Source organism: uncultured Fibrella sp., from assembly GCF_964250085.1.
GTDB lineage: Bacteria > Bacteroidota > Bacteroidia > Cytophagales > Spirosomataceae > Fibrella.
Window position 1 is genome coordinate 111,960 of record NZ_CAXUEC010000001.1, and the last position, 17,112, is coordinate 129,071.

Here is a 17,112-nt window from a genome sequence, read left to right on the forward strand (position 1 = left end):
GGGTGACAATCATACCCAAGGTCGTCATGAACATCTAGATGTGAGTTGTCACCCTGAGCCTGTCGAAGGGCACGACTGGCGAAGCAACACGTAAAAGCTTCACAACAAAGCATTATCTTGCTTTCCACCGCTTCCCCCATCGATTCATGAAACACCTCTTCCTCCTGCTCTTCAGTATAACGACGGCATTGGCCCAACCCTATGATCTGATAATCCAAAACGGACGGGTCGTCGATGGGACTGGTAACCCCTGGTATTATGCGGACGTTGCCGTGCAAAATGGCCGGATCGCCCGAATTGGTACTATTCCGGCTAGTGAAGGCAAAAAGGTGATCGACGCGAGGAAACAGATTGTTGCGCCGGGGTTTATTGATGTGCATACCCATGTAGAAGGCGATCTGGAGAGCCGCCCCGGTGCTGAGAATTTCATCTACGACGGTGTTACTACTATGGTGACGGGCAATTGTGGTGGGTCACGCACAGACTTGCAGACGATGTTTGATACGCTTCGGGTAAAAGGGTTCTCGTCTAATCTGGCTTCGCTGGTCGGCCACAATTCTGTGCGGCTGAAAGTGATGAAAGCGGCTTTTCGTGAACCAACGGCCCGTGAACAAACAGAGATGGAGGCGCTGGTAGAGAAAGCCATGAAGGAAGGTGCCGTTGGCCTGTCTACGGGTCTGATCTACACGCCGGGTACATATGCCCGCACGCCCGAAATCGTGAGCCTGGCCAAAATGGCGGCAAAATATGGCGGCGTGTACGCCTCGCACATTCGGAATGAAGGCCAGGATGTACAAACCGCCATTCAGGAAGCCATTCAGATCGGTCGTGAGGCGGGTATTCCCGTGCAAATCTCTCATTTTAAAGTAGCCAGCAAGCCGCTCTGGGGAAAGAGCACCGAAACCGTTTCGCTGGTTGAAGCGGCTCGACATAACGAAGGCATCGACGTAACAGTCGACCAGTACCCGTACACGGCGTCGAGTACATCACTACAGAGTATTATACCTTCCTGGGCCCTGGCCGACGGCGATTCGGTAACGCTGGGGCGCTTCCGCGACGCTGCAACTCGTCGAAAAATTCGGAACGAGATGACGGTTTCGTTGAAGAAGAACGACCGTAAAAATTACGATTACGCTGTGGTATCGCGTTTTGAAGCCGACACGACCTACAACGGAAAAAGCATTCATCAGATCGCAGTGCTTCGCAAGCTGAAAACAGATGCCGCCTCGGAGGCTGAGCTGGTCATGACCCTGATTGAGCAGGCGCAGATGAAACGGATTCAGATGGTGTATCATACCATGTCGGAAGAAGATGTGGCTACCATCCTGCGTTACCCGAATACCATGATTGCTTCTGATGCGGGCGTTGCCAGTTTTGGCCGAAATATGCCGCATCCCCGCGCTTATGGGACCAACACACGGGTTCTGGGCAGGTACGTTCGTGAGCTGAAGGTAATTCCGCTGGAAGAAGCTGTTCGCCGCATGACCTCACTGCCCGCCCAGCGTTTTCGCTTCGCTGATCGGGGGCTGATTCGGACAGGCTACGCCGCTGATCTGGTCATTTTCGATGAAAACACCGTCAGTGACCAGGCAACTTATGAAGCGCCACATGCCTACGCCACTGGACTCAGCTACGTACTCGTGAATGGTGTACCCGTAGTCGAGAACGGGAAGCATACCGGAAAACGGCCCGGCCAGATCTTGCTGGGAAGTGGCTATAGCAAGTAATTACTACGGGAACAATCCACCGATAGGGAAAATAAGCGGGTTTCGCCCTTTCACAAGATATTGATAATGACCGTTCGGGTAATGTAATCCCGTACTCGCCTAAACCATGACTATGCAATCACGACGCACTTTTTTGAAGAATACAGCGCTGGCCTCGGCCATGCTGACTGCCCCGGCCGTCCCGGTCCTGACAAGCCGTGCCGAAGATGCTGTGGTTATCGGCCACGGCACTAACAAATATCGGGTTGTACCGAACTGGGGCGTACTCGATGCCGGAAAAAACCCTGTCAACGACTGCCACGAGATGGTGCAGGACGCCAAAGGGCGCATTTTCCTGTTGGGCAACGAAACCAAAAACAACGTACTCATATACGACCGATCGGGTAAATTGCTGAGCACCTGGGGCACAACGTACCCAGGCGGGCACGGCCTGTCGATTGGTACCGAAGGCACGGATCAATACCTGCTCATCTGCGACACCGACCGCCATCAGGTGATCAAGACCGACCTGGCCGGTAAAGAACTGATGAAGATCGACTACCCGCGCGAAACGGGGGTCTACGCCTATCCAGGCCAGTTCAAGCCTACCGAAACGGCTATTAACCCGTCAAACGGCGACATCTATATCGCCGACGGCTACGGCTCTAACTACGTCACGCAGTTCGACCGGACGGGGAAACTCATCCGGTATTTTGGCGGGGCGGGCGGTGCCAGCGAGCAGTTCGACTGCTGCCACGGAATCGTAGTCGACACGCGCAACCAGGCAAACCCAACCCTACTGGTTACTGACCGGCGACATAATTGCCTGAAACGATTTACCCTCGATGGAAAGTACCTCAGCACTATCGCATTGCCCGGTTCGTACGTTTGTCGGCCCGTGATCAAAGGTGATATGCTCTACGCGGCCGTATTCCGCAGTACGTCAGATGGTTACCCTGATTCCGGGTACGTTCAGATCCTGGATAAGAATGACAAAGTCGTATCGACGCCCGGCGGGTCGGCCCCAACGTACCTGAACGGCCAGCTTCAGGAGCAACGTAAAGACCGTTCGTTCATGACCTTCCTGCACCCTCACGATGTACTGGTCGATGTCGACGAGAATCTGTATGTAGCCCAGTGGGCTTCCCGCAAAACCTACCCCATTAAGTTAGAACGCGTTTAACTTAGTTACGAGGTACGAATTTCAGTTTGCGTTGCCGAATTGAAATTCGTCCATAAAACGGAGCTAAATCGTAATTCGTACATCATATGCTCTTCCTTCAGGCCCAACCTTCCGACTGGGCGTTGTTTTTTGGCCGTTTCCACCCGCTGATTGTGCATTTGCCCATCGGCTTTCTGGTCGTGGCCGGTATTCTCGAAGTTGGCCGTCGGTTGGGTAAACTGCAGGTAAGTGGCAGCACCATGTCGGCCATTTTATTCTGGTCGGCGGTCAGTGCAACGGTGGCTTGCGTGTTTGGATATCTATTGTCGCTGGGCGGGGGCTACGACGAGGAAATTCTCGACGAACACAAATGGCAGGGCATCGGGGTGGCGGTGTTCGCCTGGATCGCCTGGGCCGCTAAAAGCGATTTCCTGCTAAAAAAGGTGCCATTTAGCGCGGTGCTGTACCTGCCTGCACTGGGGCTGTCGCTGGTGGCCCTGATGGTGGCCGGGCATCATGGCGGGTCACTCACCCACGGCTCCGATTACCTCACGCAGTACACGCCCGAGCCGTTTCGGACAATGGCAGGTCTGCCGCCCCGTGCGGCCAGCGTTGCGGTCAAAGCCAAGCCGATCATCGACGTGACTCAGGCGATGGTATACGAACAGATCGTGAATCCAATTCTGCAAAGCCGCTGCGTACAATGCCATAACGCCGAGAAATCGAAAGGCGATCTACGGATGGACACGCCCGAGAAACTGATAAAAGGTGGCGAGAATGGCCCCATTTTCGTAGCCGGAAAGGGAACCGACAGTGAGATGATCAAACGCTGTCTGCTCGACGAAGGGGATGAGCACCACATGCCGCCCAAAGGCAAAACACCCCTTACCGATCAGCAGATCACGCTACTTACCTGGTGGGTTGATCAGGGTGCGCCGTTCGACAAGAAAGTGGCCGACTTGGCGGTGACCGATATGGTCAAACCGGCTCTCGCTTCGTTAGGTAATGGCAAGGCCGTGGCCAGCGCCGAAGCTACCGGAAAGGCAGTTCCTGTCGTTGGCCCCGCACCACTCTCGCCAGTTTTAACCATGAACGTACCGGCTGCCGATCCGAAGGTGATCGACGAGCTGAAGAAGACGGGGTTGCTCGTCTTACCTTTATCCAAAGAGAATAACCAGCTGGAAGTCAGTGCGGTCAATGTTCGTACGTTCAACGACGCACAGGCGGCAGCATTGGTAAAACTCAGTAACCAGATTGTGTGGCTTAAACTGGGCGATACGCAAATCACCGATGCCGCGCTGGCGTCGATTGCCAAATTGAAGAACCTGCAAAAGCTGCATCTCGAACGTACCCAGATCACTAATGCCGGCCTGGAAAAACTGACCGGCCTAACGTACCTGGAATACCTGAACCTCTACGGCACCGCCATCACCGACGTTGGTCTCGCCAGTCTGAGCGATTTGAAATCCCTGCGGAGTGTGTACGTCTGGCAAACGAAAGTGACCGAATCAGGCATCACCGCCTTGAAAAAAGCCTTACCCAACGTAGAGGTCGTAGGCGGCATGAGCGAAAACGGCGTGGCGAAACGTTGATAATATAGCCTGTTCGTTGATTTGTAGGGGCGGCCCATTGTGGCCGCCCGCCTTGCGTCAGCAATGCGCGTTCAGGAACGTAGTATCTCGCCCAACAGGCGGTCGCTGTCGCGCCCGAAAGCGGGCGGCCATTACGGGCCGCCCCTACAGATCAACCTACTAGGCTTTCCGCTTCGCCAGCCAGTCTTTCACGGCCGGGCCAGTGCCGAAAGGCCAGGGGCGCAGCTCGTTGATGGGCGTAAGTTTATAGGCCTGTAGCTCGGTTGTGTCCATCACGATATCTCCGGTGGCGCGAACATGGTAGGTGAAGATGATCTCGTTGCGCTGGTAGAACGTGTAGATACCCAGAAACTCCACAATCTCGACCTGCGTAAGGCCAATCTCTTCCTGAATTTCGCGGAGTATAGCCTCGGCGGGCTCTTCGCCTTTCTCCAGAAAGCCCGTTACCAGACCAAACCAGTCAGCAGGCCAACCGATGTTCTGCGTCAGCACCACCGTGTCGTTGTCATACTCGACAATGGCACCTACTACCGGCAGTGGATTATCGTAGAAGACATACCCACAGGGCTTTGAACAAACCAGTCGGTCGCGGCCACTGGCTTCTTTTACTTCCAGTGGTGAGGCGCAAACGGGGCAAAAATTAAGTGTCGCCATGTGTAGATTAAAAAGAGGTATTAACTCTGAGTTATAACCTCTTTTTTTAAATCTCGTCCCAAAATGCTTCAATCGCACCCAACGCCTCATCAACGGTGTTGGCTACGATGAGCAGCGCACGGTTTTCTGGTTTCAGAAAACCATCTTCCACGCAACGGTCAAGCTGCTGGAGCATCAGGTCGTAATACCCATCTACGTTGATTACTGCAATGGGACCATCGTACAGCTTGAGCTGACGCCAGGCCAGAATTTCGAACAGCTCGTCGAATGTGCCATAGCCACCGGGCAGCGTGATGACCCCTTTCGCCAGCGTAACCATTTTGTATTTACGCTCGTGCATCGTTTCCACGAAATGCAGTTCTGTCAGCGTGTTATGGGCTACTTCCAGTTCGGCCAGAAAATTCGGGATGACGCCCGTTACTTCACCGCCGGCGAGTAACACCGTATCGGCCACGTTGCCCATCAGGCCAAATCCGCCGCCGCCGTAAATGAGGCGAATGTTCCGCTCGGCCATTTTCTGACCCAGTTCAACAGCTACTTCTTTATAAATAGGTTTGGTCCCAGGTGAGGAACCGCAGTAAACGACAATGCTTTGCATAATTTTTATTCTTAGAATCGGCCTACCCCCACCCCCTGAAGGGGACTACTGCGCTGCTCGCTTAGCCCCCTTCAGGGGGTGGGGGTAACTTAGACAAATTTAGTTAAATCCATCCCGCCGAACGTACCCGGACGCGGGACCGCCGAACTCATCAGGAGAAAAATATCGGTGTTGGCTTGGTTTTGCTTGATAAAGGCTTCCAGATCAGCGATTTCTGTAAATACCTGTAGGCCGGGTTTGTCAAATGCGTTTAGAACGTCGGCTGGTGAGATGGGTTCCAGCCGTTTTACAGCCAGCGTGTGGGCGTTGAAATAAACCGCCGTTACGTCGGCCTTGTCGAGGGTGTGGCGATACTCGGCCAGAAAGGCGCTGTTGAGGATGCTGGAGGCGTGCAATTCCACGCAGGCCAGCACCTGCTTGTCAGGATACTGCGCCTTCACGGCTTCAGTGGCGGCTTCTACTTTCGAGGGAGCATGGGCAAAATCGTGGTACACGATCCTGTTGCCTGAAAGAGCTACTGTTTCGAGCCGCCCCGTTGCCCCTTTGAACGTCTGAATGGCTTCATAAAACTGCTCGTCGGTAACGCCCAGCCGGTCACAGACGGCCATTGCACCAGCGATATTTTTCATGTTGTGCAACCCGAATACCTGCAATGGAATCTCGCCGCCTGTTGTGGTAGTCAGGTACGTATGCCCATCGCGGATCACGTGCGGATGTGCCTCGTAGGGCACTTTCTGAACGTCGCTGCGTTCTTTGGCACCAATCACATCCAGCATATTATCCGTTTCGTCGAAGATCAATACCCCCGACTTGGGCATCTGATCAGCCAGTAGTTCAAACTGGTCGACGTATTCGTCGTAGGTCGGATAAATAGTAACATGGTCCCAGGCCAGACCGCTGATCAGCGCCATATGGGGGTGGTAATGCAGGAACTTGGGGCGGCGGTCGATCGGTGAGGAGGCGTACTCGTCGCCTTCGATAATAATCACTGGCGCGGCATCGGCCGAGGTGTCATCGGTCAGGCCAACCATCGTATCGAAGCCGTCCAGTTGGGCACCAACCAGATAATCGAACTTCCGATGGTGGTACTTCAACACGTGCAGAATCATTGATGTGATGGTTGTTTTTCCGTGACTGCCGGCAATAACGACCCGTTGCTTTTGCTTGCTCTGCTCGAAAATGAACTCGGGATACGAAAAAACAGTCAGTCCCAATGCCCGTGCCCGTTCGAGCTCCGGGTTGTCGAGGCGGGCGTGCATGCCCAGGATAACGGCGTCGAGGCCCGTATGAACCCGGTCGGGAAACCAGCCCATTTCGGTGGGCAACAGGCCTTTATCGTCTAAACGAGTGCGGGCGGGTTCGTAAATTTCGTCGTCGGAACCCGTTACCGTATGGCCTTGCTGATGAAGGGCCAGCGCGAGGTTATGCATGGCACTCCCGCCGATGGCGATAAAATGGTAGGCCTGCGGCATGAAATGTGCCATGTAGGTATGAGGTGTTGAAATGGTAGACGAAGGTAAGGGCTATCTTCGTTTCATAATTAAGCGTACTCTCTCCGCATTCATGAAACGTACTTACTGGCTCGGAGCCGGATTGTTGGTTGTTCACATAAGCCTCGCGCAGGCGCAGGTAGTTCCGTCGCCCTACAAAGGCGAAAATCTGGGGCCACAGGTCAATTCGACTTACAACGAAGGCACGCCCCTGATCAGCCCCGATGGCCGAATACTTTACTACACCCGCGAAGACCATCCCAACAACACCATGTTTGCCGACAAAGACAACGGCAGCACCGACATCTGGTATTCGGAGTGGCAACCCAGCAACCAGTGGGGCCCCGCCCGGCGGATGGGCGCACCGCTGAACCAGTTCAACCACAACGCCGTATTCAGCATCACGCCCGACGGTAATTCGTTGCTCCTGCGGGGTGCCTACGTGAACGGACGGTACGAAACGCGCGGGTTCTCGATCAGCAAACGCGTGAACGGCAACTGGAGCACGCCCGAGCAACTGGTTATTGCCAACTACGAACGGATGAGCAAAGGCGCGTTCGATTTCGCGTACCTGACCGTCGACGGAAAGACGCTGCTGTTGTCGTTCAGCGAGAAAAAGAACGGCGTCAAAGATGATCTGTACGTCTCCTTCCGGCAGAAAAACGGCACCTGGAGCCAGCCCATGAACCTCGGCCCCGACGTGAATACCGAGGATTTTACCGAAACGACCCCCTTTCTGGCCCCCGATGGCAACACGCTTTATTTTTCGACGAACCGCCCGGGCGGACAGGGCGATAACGACGTTTGGGTAACGCGTCGGGTTGATAAAACCTGGAAACGCTGGTCGAAACCGCAGAACCTCGGCCCCACCGTCAATACCGATGGCTACGATGCGTACTATTCCATTTCGGCCCTCGGCGACATGGCCTATATGACCACGTTCAAGAACACCCAGGGTGGCAAGGGCGGTGATATCGTGCAGATTAAACTGATCGACGACGTACCTGCCAAACCGGGTGCGGATTCGACTACGCTGGCGCAAAACCCGGCGAAAGCAGGCGGTGGGGATAAAAATCCGGCCGACGACCTGACGCGTCCCGGCGCGGTAGCCATGCTATCGGGAAAGGTGATAGACCAGAAAACGGGTAAGCCGATCTCTGCCCGAATCGTGGTGCAAACTTTACCAGATGGAGCGGAGGTTAGTGAAACAACGTCAGATCCTAACACGGGAGAATACAAACTTATTTTGCCTTACGGTCAGAAATACACCATACGTCCAATTTCGCCAGACTTTATTGCCGAAGGAGAAAACGTGGATTTAACTGGCGGTCCGAATGATAAGCGGAAAGGTTTTCAGGAAATAAAAGGGAAGGAGTTGAAACTGATTCCCATCGAAACCGGTGGCGTCGTTCGTCTCAACAACGTGTTCTTCGATACGGGTAAAGCCATCCTGCGCGACGAGTCGGCCCCCGAGCTTGACCGGATGGTGGTGGTGATGAACGAGAACCCCAAACTAGCCGTCGAACTGGGCGGCCATACGGATAACACTGGCTCCAACGAAATCAACGCCAAACTCTCGCAGGACCGCGCCGATGCCGTTCGCGAATACCTGATCGGCAAAGGCATCGAACCCGACCGCATTGCCAGCAAAGGCTACGGCGAAACCAAACCCGTTGCCCCCAACGACACCGACGCCGGTCGTCAGCAAAACCGCCGCGTAGAGTTCGTGATCACGAAAAAGTAGTAGGTGGTGAGCGTGCCGAACATTTACACACAAATTTATCTGCACGTTGTATTCGCGGTGAAACACCGGCATGGGTTAATTCGGTCAGCGTGGAAAGAAGATTTGTACCGATACATGACCGGGATTGTGAAAAATCAGGGCCATAAACTGATTGCCATCAATGGTATGCCTGATCATGTTCACGTGTTTATCGGCGCGGATCCGAAGCAGGCGATTTCCGAACTAATGCAATACCTCAAAATGGATTCCTCGAAGTGGATTAATGAGGAAAAGCTGACGCAAAGCCGATTCGAGTGGCAAACGGGCCACGATGCCTTTTCATACAGCCACTCCCAGATAGATGCTGTTGTTAAATACATCGAAAATCAGGAGCAACATCATCAGAAGCAGAGTTTTCTGGACGAATACACCACATTCTTCCAGAAATCTAACGTGCCTTAAGACGAACGCTACTTGTTCACACCAATACAGCAGGAGTAGTGATACAGTTAGAAAAGAAAAAGTTTGGTCGCTATGCGACGGAAAACGTGGAAGTGGCGAACGCTGCTATAGACATTGAGTCGCTATGCGACGGTAAGGAGCGTACCTGAAATTCTCCCATGAGTAGTGATTCAGAAGAAGGTGATATTTCCTCGTCGCATAGCGACCAAACTTTATTCCAAAACCTCCCCGTTACTGCCAAATCCGCGTTCCATTCGCCTACTTTGCAGGCATGTGGCAAATCTGGATTGATACGGGCGGCACCTTCACGGACGGCATCGCCCGTGACCCAAACGGCGTTCTTCATCGTACCAAAGTACTGAGCAGCGCTCGCCTGCGTGGGCAACTCATCAACGGGCGCGTAGTAGCTCCCTGGTTAACGGCACCTATTTTCGACGGCTACACACTGCGCCTTGTCGACACAGGAGCAACGTACCTGATTCAATCGCTATCTGCTGATGGGAAGCTGACACTGGCTGATGGGGATAACGTACCCAGCCAAACCGTTACCATCGAAGTCTTTACGGGGGAGGAAGCGCCCGTACTGGCTGCGCGGCTGCTGACGCAAACGCCCGTCAGTCAGGCTTTTCCTGCCCTGGACATGCGGCTTGGTACTACGCGGGGTACCAACGCCCTGCTCGAACGGAAAGGTGCACGGGTGGTGTTGCTGGTAACCGAAGGCTTTCGCGATTTGCTGCTAATCGGGACGCAGCAACGGCCCGATCTGTTCCAACTGGCTATTCCGCCCGCCGAAGTTCTCTACGATACGGTCATCGACGTACCTGAACGAATGGCCGCCGACGGACAGGCGTTAAGGCCGCTTTCCGGCGAAGCAATCCGGGCCGTGATCGATCTGGTACAGCTTGCCCGGCCAGATGCGGTGGCCATTTCGCTGCTCAATGCGTATCAGAACCCCGCCCATGAATGGCAACTAGCCGAAGCGTTACGTCAGGCCGGTTTCCCGACCGTGACCACATCCACTAGCTTATCGACGGCACCCGGCTACGTGTCGCGCACGCAGACTGCCGTGATCAATGCGTACCTGACCCCTGTGCTGGCAACGTACCTGACCAACGTACAGACGCAACTGGGCGGGCAATCGGTTCGGGTCATGACGAGTGCGGGCGGGTTGGTTCGGGCCGATCTGTTTCAGCCCAAAGACAGCCTGTTGAGTGGACCGGCAGGTGGCGTAATCGGTGCCGCAGCCGTTGCTGCCGCAGCACAAGCCGAAGCGGTATTGACCCTCGATATGGGCGGCACCAGTACTGACGTAGCGCGGCTCGAAAAAGGTCGGCCCGACTACCGATTTACAACGCCCATCGGCCCGTTTGAGCTACAATTACCGTCGCTGGCTATTGAAACGGTGGCGGCTGGAGGCGGTTCCATCTGCTGGTTCGATGCGCTGACCGGTCAGTTACGCGTTGGACCAAAGAGCGCGGGCGCCAATCCCGGTCCGGCCTGCTACGGCGTGGGTGGTCCAATGACGATTACCGACGTGAACCTGTTGTTGGGTAAGGTAGATCCGCAACAGTTTGGTATTCCGGTGTTTACTGAGAAGGCGCAGGAAGCACTCGACGCCATTGTGCAACAGGTAAACGGGGTAACGGACGTACCTACAAATCCGATTGAGCTGTTGCAGGGTTTCGAGCGCATCGCCGACGAAATCATGGCCGGGGCTATCCGCAAAATATCGGTTTCGCGGGGCTTCGATCCGGCCGGTTACAGTCTGCTGGTTTTCGGCGGAGCGGGTGGCCTGCACGGCTGTTCGGTAGCCCGGCTGCTGGGTATGAACCGACTCATGCTCCCCTTCGACGGCGGATTACTAAGCGCCTACGGTATTGGTCAAGCGCAGATCGAACGGCGCGCCAGTCGAACGGTACTACAACCGGCAGCAACGGTATTCGATCAGCTTCCGGTCTGGATCGATGAACTTACAGAGCAGGCAACGGTAGCTCTTCAACAGGACGTACCTGCTCAGAATAGGTCGCTGATAACGGCTGTTACGCTGTTTTTGCGGCTGCAAGGTCAGGAAACTACCCTGCCTGTCCTGTTTACGAAAACTACGCTGGCCGAAGTAGAAGCGGTGTTCAGGCATGACTACAAACAGGTTTATGGCCACTTGCCGACAGGGAGGGTCATTGAAATCGAAAGCCTGCACGTAACTGTAGGTACAGCCAATGCGGCTATGAACAGCGGACCGGCCAGTACCAACGAAGCAACAGAGGCTACCCCCGCTTTCCAGACCGATACGTACCCAGCTTACGACTGGACGACACTACAACCCGGCGACACTTTCAGCGGTCCGGCTTTGCTGCTTAATACGACCTCATCGGCCTTCATCGAAGTGGGATGGGAGGGAACAGTTCAGGGGGATATGACGGTGGTAGCGGTGACGCCTGCCCTCAGCCGGACGCGGGACCGCCCCAACGTGGGAGAGGGGCCGGGGCGGTCCAGCGTCCGGGTGAGGGCAGGCGTCATCGAGCTCGAACTCTTTACGCAGCGTTTTCGGGCTATTGCCGAGGAAATGGGCGCTCAGTTGCAACGCACGGCTTTCTCGATAAACGTAAAAGAACGCCTCGATTTTTCCTGCGCCCTGCTCGATGCCGATGCCCGCCTGGTGGTCAATGCGCCGCATATTCCGGTGCATCTGGGTAGCCTGGGCGTCTGTGCCCGGCTGACACTGGCGAAGCTGGAACAGGACGGTACGCCGCTTGGCCCGGGCGACGTGGCTGTGACGAACCATCCAAAGTATGGCGGTTCCCACCTGCCCGATGTGACGTTGCTGCAAGGCGTATTTGATGATGATCAGGTCTTGATCGGGTACGTTATCAACCGGGCGCACCATGCCGAAATTGGCGGCAAAACACCCGGGTCTATGCCCCCCGACGCCACGTCGCTCGTTGAAGAAGGCGTGGTGCTGGAACCGCAGTTTCTGGTGCGGAATGGCCATTTCTTGTGGGAGACCGGGGCTGATGGTCAACCCAAAAGTGGACTGGCTCATGCCTTTTCTCAGGCAACGTACCCAACCCGGGCACTAGCCGAGAATAGGGCTGATCTGGAAGCCGCCATCGCGTCGCTACGGGCGGGCGAAACGGCCTTGCAAAATCTGGTGCGGGCGCATGGGCTGGAAACGGTGCATCACTACATGGACCGGCTTCAGCAATCGGCCGCAACGGCCATCCATAGCGTGCTGTCGCAGTATGACGGCCAGTCGTTTTCGGCCATTGAAACGCTCGACGACGGCTTGCCGATCCAGGTACGTATGTCGGTGCATTCAGCCGTTCCGTCCGATCAGCAACTGACCATCGACTTGCGTGGAACGGGCGCGGTTCATCCCAACAACCTCAACGCCAACATATCGATTCTGCATTCGGCGGTATTGTATGTGTTGCGGCTGTGGGTGGGTGAGCAAGTCGATGCGACGAATATTCCGCTCAATGAAGGCTTAATGGAACCTGTACGGTTCATTTTGCCCGAATCGTCGTTCCTGAATCCGATTTTCCCTGATGATTCTTCCGCTTGCCCGGCGGTGGTTGGGGGCAATACCGAGGTTAGCCAGCGGCTGGTCGATACGTTGCTCAAGGCACTGGGACTGGCGGCGTGTAGTCAGGGAACGATGAACAACTTCCTGTTCGGTAACGAAACGGTAGGTTATTACGAAACCATTGGCGGCGGGGCGGGGGCAACGCGCGGGCAGGCGGGCCGGTCGGGCGTGCATCAGCACATGACGAATACCAAACTCACCGACCCTGAGACGTTGGAACGTCGCTACCCCGTGCGGCTCTGGCAATTCAGTCTGCGACCTGATTCGGGCGGGGCAGGCACGTGGCGCGGCGGCGACGGGCTAATCCGTGAACTGGAATTTCTGGCCCCGTTACAGACCACACTCATCAGTCAGCATCGGGTGGTAGCTCCCTACGGTCTTGACGATGGTAAGCCGGGCGCAGTGGGAAAACAAACATTGATTTTTCCTGATGGAAAGGAGGAACGGCTACCCGGACTCTTTACCCGGCAGATGCTCCCCGGCGAACGCATCCGTCTGGAAACACCCGGCGGTGGCGGAGTAGGAGGGGGCACCGAAGCTCCAGCTTCGGCAGAGTAAAACTAGCCTTGACTATCGAAGCTGGAGCTTCGGTGCCACACATCTATCTGATATGAAAACTCTTTTCTACCTTCTCTTGCCCCTCATAACCCTGTCCGCTTTCGCCCAAAAGAAGGTGGCTGACAACCAGGAATGGCTGTCGCTGTTTAACGGGAAAGACCTCAGTAACTGGGATATAAAAATTACCGGTTACCCGATGGGTGAAAATTACGGCAACACGTTTCGCGTCGAAAAAGACATGATCCGCATTGCGTATGATCAGTACAAAACGTTCGATGGGAAATTCGGGCACATGTACTATAAACAGCCTTTCTCGCACTACATCCTGCGGTTCGAGTACCGGTTTACGGGCAACCAGACACCCGGCGGTGCCACCTGGAACGTGCGGAACAGCGGCATTATGTTCCATTCACAATCGGCGGCGAGTGTGAGTTTGAAACAGGATTTCCCCGTGTCGCTGGAAGTGCAAACGCTGGGTGGACTGAGCAACGGAAAGCCCCGGCCAACGGCCAATCTGTGTTCGCCAGGTACGTTGGTAAAGCAGAAGGGACAGGTGAATCCGCTTCACTGCATTGAATCGACCTCGAAAACCTACGATGGCGATCAGTGGGTAGCTGTGGAAGTGCTGGTGCTGGGCGATTCGCTCATCGAACACCGCATGGAAGGGAAAACCGTGCTGGCCTACGAGCACCCGGTGACCGACGCTGTGTTTATCAGCAAAACCAACGATTATGAGCAGGCCGGTGTGGCCGACGCCGCCTACTGGCGCGCCAGAGCTGGTAAGCCCCTGAAAGAAGGCTATATTGCTCTGCAAGCCGAAAGCCACCCTATCGACTTCCGCAACCTGAAGGTGCTGAACCTGAAAGGCTGCATGAACCGCAAAGCCAAAAACTACAAGTCATACTACGTCGAGGCAGACAACAGCCAGTGCGTGTTTAAGTAACGGTGAACCACAAAAAAATGCCCAAATCCCTATCCATACGCGCCGGTCTTGGTAGTATTCTCTTTTGGTCGGTCATTTCGGCTGCGTTTATTGGTCCCGGCTCGGTTACGGCCTGTGCTATGGCCGGTTCGCGCTACGGACTGGAACTGCTCTGGGTGCTGACCTTTGCCACGTTTGGAACCGTGTGGTTGCAGGAAGCCGCCTCACGAATCACCATCACCACCGGGCGCGATCTTGGGCAAGTGATTCGACAGAGCTATTCGGGCAAAACAGGCGTTTGGGTAGCCTGGGCCCTATTTCTAGCCATTTTTCTAGGTTGCGCTGCTTATCAGGCCGGTAATATTCTTGGCGCAGTAGCGGGGCTGTCGTTACTCACGGGCGTACCCGGAACGTACCTGACGGGGATTGTTGGGCTGGTGTGCGTGGCCCTGCTCTGGGTGGGGTCAACGCAACACTTGGCTAACTTTCTGGGGCTGATCGTTTTTGCGATGGGAGGCGCGTTTGTCTACGTTGCTTTTGGTGCTCCTGTCACGCCCGTTGCGCTGGCAAAGGCGCTGGTTGTGCCTTCGTTGCCCGCCGGTTCGCTATTGCTTGTAAACGGACTGATTGGCACAACCATCGTTCCGTATAACCTGTTTTTTGGGTCAAGCATATCACCCAATCAATCGCTGGGCGACATGCGGTTGGGCATCTGGGTGGCGGTGGTGCTGGGCGGCATTATTTCAGTAGTGCTGTTGCTGGCCGGCCTGCTCATCCCCGGCGATTTTTCGTATCCACACATGGCCGCCGTGTTGTCCGAAAGCCTGGGTACGTGGGCGGGTTCGCTGTTTGCTTTTGGGCTATTTGCGGCGGGGTTTGCGTCATCACTCACCGCTCCGCTGGCTGCCGCGATCACGGCACAAAGCCTGCTGGGTATTCCTAAAAACTCGCCGCAGTTCCGACTGATCTGGCTGGCCGTACTGGCAACGGGTGTTGGTTTCGGGCTAGCCAATGCCACACCGATTCCGGTCATTGTAGCCGTGCAGGCGATCAATGGCATTCTGCTTCCCTTCGTCACGGTGTTTCTTTTTGTGGCCGTTAATAATCGCACGTTGTTGAAAGAACATGTTAATTCACTGCCTCAAAACATCGCGATGGCGTTGGTGGTGCTGGTTACGGCTGTGCTGGGCGGCTGGAATGTATGGCTGGCAATATTACCCCCAAGCCCCTGAAAAGGTTGGGGGTAAACCTACTTCGGAATCAGCGTGTATACGTTGATGCTGGTGCCCGTTTTCAGGTTCGGTTTGGTAGCCTTGATGACGAGTTATAAGCCTTTGGGAATCAGCCTTAAAATGAAAATATAGTTAGTTGACCCGTTCATAAAGCTTGTTCCCCCGGCCCCGGTTGAGGTGCATACCACTGCCGTTGTCGTTAATGAAATAGTCGCCCCAGATTCCATCGGCTACTTTTTGTTGGGTGGCGTGTAGCCAGATTTGGTTGCCTTTGGTGTACCAGACCACCCCCGGTTCAATGGTGACCCCATCGGCTCCCGTATTCATATACGATGAACCGGCGGCTCCGTCGTAGCTGGCTGCGGCTTCCCCTGTACTTGACCCCAGCCGCCCGTCGGGGTAGAAATAGAGAAAACTGCGGCTCGTAAACCTGAAATCGCCGCCACTGCGGTAGGTACTTGAGTAAACCCACACGCCCATCAGTCGGTTGTTGCGTGGCAGGCGATCCTGGGCACGTTGCTGGTCAGGTACGTTGGCGCGGGCTTGCGGCCCGACCTCTCTGCCACCCGCGCCGAGGCGAGTCAGCGTACCCGTCATGATGGGCGTGTTGTTGAGGCCAACTGCAAACGCCAACTGCGCCCCGGTGAGCTGCGCCTCGAACTGAAATATTGAGCCGTCTTTCGGGTACGTGGCCGTACCTGCCGCTTGCCCGTCCTTCGCCCTCCCCTGCAACACATACAGATCCTTCACGCCCTGCGATTCCATAATGACGCTGCCCGTTAGCTCCGTACCTACGACGCTGAACGTGACTGTAGCTGGGTACGACAGGGACTGATTTTGCGTAGAAACGAGCCTTCCCTGCCACGACGTACCTCCCAACGACTGTGCTGAGCCGGTGGTTGAAGCGAACAGAGTGATGAATGATAAGATACTGACTTTCAGTATTTCGAATGGTATGTGGTGCAGTTCCATTAATCAGTTAGTCTAGGCTAATACGAGTCTCACTTGTCAATAAGGCTGGCTCAATTTACAGCGGTAGCCTCCTTGGTCGCTTGCCTATAGAAGTAGACAAAGCCAAGCCCCAATGCCAGCCGGAACAGTGAATCGGCTACGAAAAATGTACTGAAAGGTACGTGTAGCACTACCACGTGATAAACCCCCAGCATTACCCCGGCCAGAATCGTGCCCGCCTGTGCCAGCAGAAGCGTACGAAGTGGGTACGAGTTGGGCTGGTTGCGGTTCAGCAACGTCATCAGGGCTAATGCCCCGGTACTTGCCCCCAAAAACTGCATGATGGCAATATGGTCAACATCAACTTTCGGAACACCATAGTTGGTCAGGCTGCTTTCCGTCAAAAAGAGCATGGTTATGGCCAGGAGAAGGCCGTATGTACCGGCGAAAAGGAGGAAATGCGAACGTTTCATGATCAG

At 55.1% G+C, this 17,112-nt stretch carries 13 protein-coding genes; 8 read left to right on the forward strand and 5 right to left on the reverse strand.

Features of this window, described 5'->3' with window-relative positions; genetic code table 11:
* Window positions 1-146: 146 nt before the first annotated feature.
* From ACFE8Q_RS00420 to ACFE8Q_RS00430, 3 genes are all read left to right on the forward strand, one after another.
* On the forward strand, window positions 147-1,727 hold the full coding sequence (locus tag ACFE8Q_RS00420) for an amidohydrolase family protein (protein ID WP_375443375.1): 1,581 nt from the start codon (window positions 147-149) through the stop codon (window positions 1,725-1,727).
* 106 nt (window positions 1,728-1,833) lie between these two features.
* Complete coding sequence (locus ACFE8Q_RS00425; protein ID WP_375443376.1) at window positions 1,834-2,889, forward strand: 6-bladed beta-propeller; 1,056 nt, start codon at window positions 1,834-1,836, stop codon at window positions 2,887-2,889.
* Between the two features lie 86 nt (window positions 2,890-2,975).
* Complete coding sequence (locus ACFE8Q_RS00430) at window positions 2,976-4,460, forward strand: c-type cytochrome domain-containing protein (protein ID WP_375443377.1); 1,485 nt, start codon at window positions 2,976-2,978, stop codon at window positions 4,458-4,460.
* A 159-nt stretch (window positions 4,461-4,619) separates the two neighbouring features.
* Here ACFE8Q_RS00430 and ACFE8Q_RS00435 read toward each other — a convergent pair whose 3' ends face one another.
* The 3 genes from ACFE8Q_RS00435 to murC form a co-directional block, all read right to left on the reverse strand.
* Window positions 4,620-5,114 carry an NUDIX domain-containing protein gene (locus tag ACFE8Q_RS00435; protein WP_375443378.1) on the reverse strand — a complete coding sequence of 165 codons (495 nt, stop codon included), beginning with the start codon at window positions 5,112-5,114 and terminating at the stop codon, window positions 4,620-4,622.
* A gap of 46 nt (window positions 5,115-5,160) precedes the next feature.
* Window positions 5,161-5,712, reverse strand: a complete 552-nt coding sequence (locus tag ACFE8Q_RS00440; protein ID WP_375443379.1) for a TIGR00730 family Rossman fold protein — start codon at window positions 5,710-5,712, stop codon at window positions 5,161-5,163.
* Window positions 5,713-5,801: 89 nt separating this feature from the next.
* Window positions 5,802-7,184 carry a UDP-N-acetylmuramate--L-alanine ligase gene (gene murC, locus ACFE8Q_RS00445; RefSeq protein WP_375444344.1) on the reverse strand — a complete coding sequence of 461 codons (1,383 nt, stop codon included), beginning with the start codon at window positions 7,182-7,184 and terminating at the stop codon, window positions 5,802-5,804.
* A 91-nt stretch (window positions 7,185-7,275) separates the two neighbouring features.
* Here murC and ACFE8Q_RS00450 point away from each other — a divergent pair, with 91 nt between their 5' ends.
* The 5 genes from ACFE8Q_RS00450 (at window position 7,276) to ACFE8Q_RS00470 (ending at window position 15,682) form a co-directional block, all read left to right on the forward strand.
* Entirely contained in the window at window positions 7,276-8,946 is a 1,671-nt protein-coding gene (locus ACFE8Q_RS00450) for an OmpA family protein (protein WP_375443380.1), read from the forward strand.
* Window positions 8,947-8,958: 12 nt separating this feature from the next.
* Window positions 8,959-9,387: an IS200/IS605 family transposase gene (tnpA, locus tag ACFE8Q_RS00455; protein ID WP_375443381.1), complete on the forward strand. Its 429-nt coding sequence runs from the start codon at window positions 8,959-8,961 to the stop codon at window positions 9,385-9,387.
* Window positions 9,388-9,658: 271 nt separating this feature from the next.
* Complete coding sequence (locus ACFE8Q_RS00460) at window positions 9,659-13,528, forward strand: hydantoinase B/oxoprolinase family protein (RefSeq protein ID WP_375443382.1); 3,870 nt, start codon at window positions 9,659-9,661, stop codon at window positions 13,526-13,528.
* Window positions 13,529-13,580: 52 nt separating this feature from the next.
* Window positions 13,581-14,471 carry a DUF1080 domain-containing protein gene (locus ACFE8Q_RS00465; RefSeq protein ID WP_375443383.1) on the forward strand — a complete coding sequence of 297 codons (891 nt, stop codon included), beginning with the start codon at window positions 13,581-13,583 and terminating at the stop codon, window positions 14,469-14,471.
* Window positions 14,472-14,488: 17 nt separating this feature from the next.
* Window positions 14,489-15,682, forward strand: a complete 1,194-nt coding sequence (locus tag ACFE8Q_RS00470) for an NRAMP family divalent metal transporter (RefSeq protein ID WP_375443384.1) — start codon at window positions 14,489-14,491, stop codon at window positions 15,680-15,682.
* Window positions 15,683-15,814: 132 nt separating this feature from the next.
* On the opposite strand, the gene ACFE8Q_RS00475 is transcribed toward ACFE8Q_RS00470, so the two are convergent.
* Together ACFE8Q_RS00475 and ACFE8Q_RS00480 are read right to left on the reverse strand one after the other, a co-directional pair.
* Window positions 15,815-16,654: a hypothetical protein gene (locus ACFE8Q_RS00475; protein ID WP_375443385.1), complete on the reverse strand. Its 840-nt coding sequence runs from the start codon at window positions 16,652-16,654 to the stop codon at window positions 15,815-15,817.
* A 50-nt stretch (window positions 16,655-16,704) separates the two neighbouring features.
* Complete coding sequence (locus ACFE8Q_RS00480) at window positions 16,705-17,106, reverse strand: hypothetical protein (RefSeq protein ID WP_375443386.1); 402 nt, start codon at window positions 17,104-17,106, stop codon at window positions 16,705-16,707.
* Between the last annotated feature and the right edge of the window lie 6 nt (window positions 17,107-17,112).

Coding starts and splice junctions, on each gene's coding strand:
- ACFE8Q_RS00420 (WP_375443375.1), top strand. CDS start 147: ATGAAACACCTCTTCCTCCTGCTCTTCAGTATAACGACGGCATTGGCC.
- ACFE8Q_RS00425 (WP_375443376.1), top strand. CDS start 1,834: ATGACTATGCAATCACGACGCACTTTTTTGAAGAATACAGCGCTGGCC.
- ACFE8Q_RS00430 (WP_375443377.1), top strand. CDS start 2,976: ATGCTCTTCCTTCAGGCCCAACCTTCCGACTGGGCGTTGTTTTTTGGC.
- ACFE8Q_RS00435 (WP_375443378.1), bottom strand. CDS start 5,114: ATGGCGACACTTAATTTTTGCCCCGTTTGCGCCTCACCACTGGAAGTA.
- ACFE8Q_RS00440 (WP_375443379.1), bottom strand. CDS start 5,712: ATGCAAAGCATTGTCGTTTACTGCGGTTCCTCACCTGGGACCAAACCT.
- murC (WP_375444344.1), bottom strand. CDS start 7,184: ATGCCGCAGGCCTACCATTTTATCGCCATCGGCGGGAGTGCCATGCAT.
- ACFE8Q_RS00450 (WP_375443380.1), top strand. CDS start 7,276: ATGAAACGTACTTACTGGCTCGGAGCCGGATTGTTGGTTGTTCACATA.
- ACFE8Q_RS00460 (WP_375443382.1), top strand. CDS start 9,659: ATGTGGCAAATCTGGATTGATACGGGCGGCACCTTCACGGACGGCATC.
- ACFE8Q_RS00465 (WP_375443383.1), top strand. CDS start 13,581: ATGAAAACTCTTTTCTACCTTCTCTTGCCCCTCATAACCCTGTCCGCT.
- ACFE8Q_RS00470 (WP_375443384.1), top strand. CDS start 14,489: ATGCCCAAATCCCTATCCATACGCGCCGGTCTTGGTAGTATTCTCTTT.
- ACFE8Q_RS00475 (WP_375443385.1), bottom strand. CDS start 16,654: ATGGAACTGCACCACATACCATTCGAAATACTGAAAGTCAGTATCTTA.
- ACFE8Q_RS00480 (WP_375443386.1), bottom strand. CDS start 17,106: ATGAAACGTTCGCATTTCCTCCTTTTCGCCGGTACATACGGCCTTCTC.